We start from the raw sequence: 5,860 nt of genomic DNA on the forward strand, positions 1-5,860 counted from the left end.
GCATTCACTTCAGCAAGATTTGTTGATGTAACTCCCGTCACACCTGCTGTTGAATAATCAGCAAGTACAGGAATTGGGTTCGTATTAGTATCAGCATACGCTTCGATTTTATCCAGCGCGGTATTCTTCGCAACGATGCTATCGACTATCGCTTGAATTTCAGCCTGGGTATCAACATCGGTTCCGGTTAGCGCAGCAATTGCACTATTGATTTCAGCTATATTAGAAGCGGTTACATCTGTAATACCTGCATCAGAAAAGTCAGCTAAAACAGGCGCATTAGTCTGATCATCTGCGTAAGTTTCAATCTTATCCAGCGCGGTATTCTTCGAAACGATGCTATCGACGATGGCTTGGATCTCAGCTTGGGTATCAGCCTCTGCAGCCGTAACGGCATCGATTGCAGCATTCACTTCAGCAAGATTTGTTGATGTAACTCCCGTCACACCTGCTGTTGAATAATCAGCAAGTACAGGAATTGGATTCGTATTAGTATCAGCATACGCTTCGATTTTATCCAGCGCGGTATTCTTAGCGACAATACTATCTACGATCGCTTGAATCTCTGCAGTATCATCAACCTCATTACCTGTGAGGCCAGCAATCACTGCATTTATTTCATCAATATTTGAGCCAGTAACGCCAACGATATTCAGCTGATTAAAATCACTTAATGTGGGCGCTGTAGAACCACCATTATTATCAGCATAATTTTTTATCGTCGTTATTGCTGTACAGGCTTGGCCAGAGACTGGAGCACAGGGGCTATGTTCTTCACCCGCCACTTCATTTTCGTTAGTAACGCCATCGCCGTCCGCGTCACAGGAGCCTTCATTCGGAGTTGGTAAACATTGATTATTTTCAGCACCAGGCTCTTCATCAATATTCACAGTACCGTCATTATCGAAGTCGCCGTCAAGGTTGTACGATTCATTTGTTGTACCAGCAACACCTGAAATAGCGCCGACTGTTGTGTCTCTGCCTACCGCACTTAAACCAGTGCCTTCATCAATACTGAAACCAGAATCTAGCATCACGCCAATTGGGTAATTATCTAATGTTCCAGAAATGCTAGTCGCATTTCTTGAATACACTACTACGTATTTTGAAGCATCCCCTGACACTTGGCTTACAGAGCTAATATCAAATAAAGCATTAGCATCGCCTGTTTTAATAAAATCAGCGACATCTACATTGGTAACGTCTTCACTAAAACTGAATAAATATTCTAACGAGGTCGCATTTTCATCTACTGCTTCATTCGCACCAGAGTTTCTTTTAATGGATATCAAAAATGGATCAGGAGCAATCGCAAGAGTAAAATACTGCTGGCCGGTAAAAGTGATTTCTGCAGAGTAATAATCGTTAGTAGCGTGGGGGATTAATTCAACGGCCTCAAAGCTTGTTGTATCAAGGGTGCCGCCACTGTTTTGAAATTCACTTGAAGAAATTAATAGAAACTTCTTACCTGGTACTGGAGAACCCGCCCCATCATCATAAACAGCTTTTGGAATCGTTATAAATACCGAATTAGCGGTACCTGTTTGCTGACTTCTCCAAATACGATTAATGCGTTTATTGTCGCCTGCTGACATTAGAGATACATTAAATGCTGTTGTTCCTCCGTTATGCCCCCAAACCAATGCCGATTTATCCGCTAAAGCAACAGTACGAGCAGGATCCGTATTTAATGTATCGAAAATATTTTCTGTAGACATTGTTATACTGAAAGCTTGATTAGCAGCATCAGTGGTATAACTGCGAGATATTTTTTGTTCTAAGCCTGAGCCTGAATCAGTGGCCAAACCGGCAACATCATTATGATATGAAGTATTATTGGTATAATCCCAAACTAATGAATCATCAGACAGTATGTAGTCTTGCTGAAAAATAGTAATACCGTATTTTATACCTAAATAACTATTTACCTTTGCAATCTTCCCTGCACTCAACTTTTCATCGAATGCAATGATTTCAGAAATAGCACCTACATATTGTCGACCACTACTAACTGAACTACCGCCAATATCATAACCAGTAGTATAGGGAGCACCTGGGTCCGCTGGGACGGATAGGTTTGAGGCTCTAAGTTCACCATTTCGATATACAAAATCTTGATTATTTATATCATCTAACCCTAACCACATACTGGCGCGATTCGTTCTATCACCGAAATCAGTTGTTTCTTCTGCATCACCACTAGCCGAGTGAGGTGGTACAAACAAAACATCCCCATCATTATCATCTGAACGACCCGCTACTAATAGAAAACCTTCATCCTGGTCCGATCCACCATGACCATCCTGAGAAATAATAAAAGGCTTAAATTGCGATCCACCGCCACTTTGAAGTCCATTGAACGCTACAGCAAAAATAGATGCGCCATCATCTAACTGTAATGTAGAGGTGGATAATAAATCATTCGAACCATCGAACATAACAGTTGGATTAAAGTTTAGTGTTTCACCATCAACTGCCAGATCATCACCTACGATAGGTCTTTTATTAGACGTTCCTTGGGATACATTATTTGATGTGAATTCTGATTGGTCATCCCATGCATCGACGCCTCCACCAGTGGCTTCCACACCAACATCTGCGCGTAGCCAAAGCTCAAGCGAGTTGAGATTCTCACCTGCAACTCCGCCAGGTGATGCTGCAAGAACTAACTGACTGGCAAGCATAGAAAGTAAAATGATAGCTTTTTGCATGAAAAAGACCTTGAAAAGAAATTGGGTATTTATATGTTACGCATTGTAACGTAAAACAGTTCTTTCCAATAAGATGTTTTACAATTTGACCTACGTTTTTACATTTATTTTGACGCTATAGCCTCCGTATTAAATTGAATTTTAAAAAGCAATAACGAATCGTCTATTTACTGAATTTTTACTCAGAAATAATAAATTAATTTTATGATAAAAAATAATTATAAGTACGAATGTACCACTAGAATAAAAATTTTTATTGCTCATTGCCATGCTGGCAATTATTAATCTTGGAGTTAAACCAGAAGGTATATGGAAGACACGCTGCCACCATTATTTCACCAGAAAAGAGGAGGTCTTATTTTGATGGACGCTTAAACTTTATACCCCACCATTAAACCTCCAATCCATCAGCCAGCCACCTTGCTCAGTAAAGTACCCCTGACAGACAAATAACCCAGGTACCGCAACCACTTCATTCGTTGTTTTACAGACAATGATGGGCCAATAATTTCTTACCCAGCTCGCAACTCCATAATCTTGCCACCACTTTTTCATTTTTCGAGTAGATCGGTCTACGGGTTTAGCCGCATCACCTGGTTGCCATAAGCGTATTGCATAATCCCCTGGCTTTAATCCACACTCTTTATTACTGGTTTTATATGACAGTTCACCTAAAGCATTCTCTCTTTTGTAATTTGGTAGAATGAAAGATTGTTGGTTTTGTTCAATCACAGCAACCCCTTCATATCGAACTTGGTCTTTTAATGCATCAGCTGAATGCCATAAAAACAAATAACCTTGATATCGATATAACGCCTTATCACCCCATGTAAAACTGGGCTCTGCATCCATTTGTGCTTCAATAACATCGCTATAAATAGACTTCATTTGAACCCTAGATGGCAGTACATCAACAAACTGAGCGAGCCAAGCACGTAAATAACTTACAGCAACTGCGCTATCAAGCTCGTTAATCAAGGTTAAATCAAAACGTGGAATGTCTTTGAGTGCAGGGTGAATTTTTTGATCAGTTTGCACAAATACTGTCGTTGTATTTATTTCTTTTAATAGCAGCGTTTGCAGCAAGTCTTTCTCATGCTTAACAGTATTAACTGTACGTGATAGAGATTGTTTTTTGTCAGGGTAGCGCTGCCATATTTGCGGCAATAATTCATTACGCCACCAATTTCTATCGATTTCTGAATCAAGGTTTGATTCATCTTCAACCCAGCTAAGACTATGCGCTTTGGCATAATCAATCAGCTGCTGTTTTTCAACTGCTAAGAAAGGTCGTAATATCTGACACGTATTCGAGCGTGATAAGTTTCTTTGCTGTGGAATACCCGATAAGCCAGTTAAACCACTGCCACGAATGGCACGCATGAAGAAGGTTTCAATCTGATCATCCAGATGGTGCCCTTGCAATAACACATCACCTGCTTGGCAGTATTGTTCAAAAACTTGATAGCGTGCCTCACGAGCGGCTTGTTCAATTCCGTCAGAAGAACCCGCTTCTAACTGCACTCGCTCTACGATGCATTCAACTGATACAGCGCCCTCATAGTCAGCCGAAAGCTGGCAACACAATGATTGAGCCTGCTTGACCCAATCATCAGCATTGTTAGATAAACCATGATGCACGTGAATGGCTTTAATCGTGGTTATTTTTTCAGCTGGTAACGCCGACCGTTTATCGAACAGCTCATCAACCAACGCATGCAGCAATACGGTTGAATCAATACCCGCACTTAGCGCAACCCAAATACACTGAACATCGCCCTGCTCGTTAGCCTGCTCAAGTGTTGATAAGATTGCTTTTCCTAAATCCATTTAGGAATAATCCATCGCCACAGATTCTTCACCAAAGGCATACTTTAATACCAATAACTGTTCATCAGTAGGACGAATACGCCAGCGATCACCCAACTGAATATCGGCTTGTGCGCTGTCGTTAGAATATTCCAAAATAACAGGGCAACCGTGCTCACCCTGTGCAATATTTACTGGCTCTAGCATCTGTTTGAAATTGGCAACAAACTTATGATCAAGCTGATCGCGACGCACTTTTACTTTTAACGATTTGGCGTAATTTAAGCGCGCCTGGCTAATTTCCATAGCATTAATCGCATTGGCTTTTAGACCACCAGAATAATCATCGTGGCGCACGTTCGCTTCAATGATAATGACCTTGTCTTTATCGATGACTTCGCGCACTTTCTCAAACGCTTCGGAAAACAATGATACTTCCACCCGCCCAGTTCGGTCATCGAGGGTAATAAAACACATATTCTCCCCACGTTTATTTTTCATAATACGCAGGTTAACAATTAATCCCGCAAGCTTTTGTACTTTTTTATCGTCGCGCAAATTAGACAGTTTGGTTGGCGCTAGTTGGCGTACTTCATCTTCGTATTCGTCAAACGGATGACCCGTAACAAATAAACCTAGTGTATCTTTTTCACCCTGAAGGCGTTCTTTTAATGTCCAACCGCGCAGGTGACGATGTTTTTCATACACATCAAACTGCACATCTTCAGCCGCTTCTGCTTCGGCATCACCAAACAGGTCAAATACTCCAGAGGCTTCGTTAGCCGCGCTTTGCTGTGCTGCTTTTACCGCATCTTCAATACTGGCCATCAAAACCGCTCGATCTTCACCAAAGCAGTCAAACCCACCACTGCGAACGAGTGCTTCTAATACTCGTTTATTCGTTCTCTTCGGATCACAACGTTTACAAAAATCGAATAAGTCCTTAAAAGCCCCACCTTCATTACGCGCTTCAACAATCGCCGCAACGGGGCCTTCGCCCGCGCCTTTTACTGCGCCTAAACCATAAACAATTGAGCCTTCATCATTAACGATAAAACCAAACTCAGACTGATTGACGTTGGGCAAAACCAAGTCGAGCTTCATCTCTCGACATTCTTCAACAAAGCCTACGACCTTGTCGGTATTTTGCATATCCGAGGTTAATACCGCTGCCATAAAAGGCGCGGGATAGTGACATTTCAACCAAAGCGTTTGATACGAAACAACCGCATACGCGGCAGAGTGAGATTTGTTAAAACCATAACCGGCAAACTTTTCTACCAAGTCAAAAATTTTCATCGCCAGATCAGGATCAACCCCAACCGAGATCGCACCTTCGC

3 protein-coding genes are annotated in these 5,860 nt (G+C 41.7%); all 3 read right to left on the reverse strand.

The genetic code is table 11. From position 1 onward, the window contains the following. Positions 1 to 2,711 (reverse strand): hypothetical protein (locus Q0688_RS14250; RefSeq protein WP_299077970.1); only part of this gene is annotated, 2,711 nt, incomplete at its 3' end. Between the two features lie 378 nt (positions 2,712 to 3,089). Then, complete coding sequence (gene tilS / locus Q0688_RS14255) at positions 3,090 to 4,541, reverse strand: tRNA lysidine(34) synthetase TilS (protein WP_299077974.1); 1,452 nt, start codon at positions 4,539 to 4,541, stop codon at positions 3,090 to 3,092. Beyond that, a partial coding sequence (locus Q0688_RS14260; protein WP_299077976.1) for an OB-fold nucleic acid binding domain-containing protein occupies positions 4,542 to 5,860 on the reverse strand: 1,319 nt, incomplete at its 5' end.

This window comes from uncultured Paraglaciecola sp., from assembly GCF_937123705.1.
Taxonomy (GTDB): Bacteria; Pseudomonadota; Gammaproteobacteria; order Enterobacterales; family Alteromonadaceae; genus Paraglaciecola.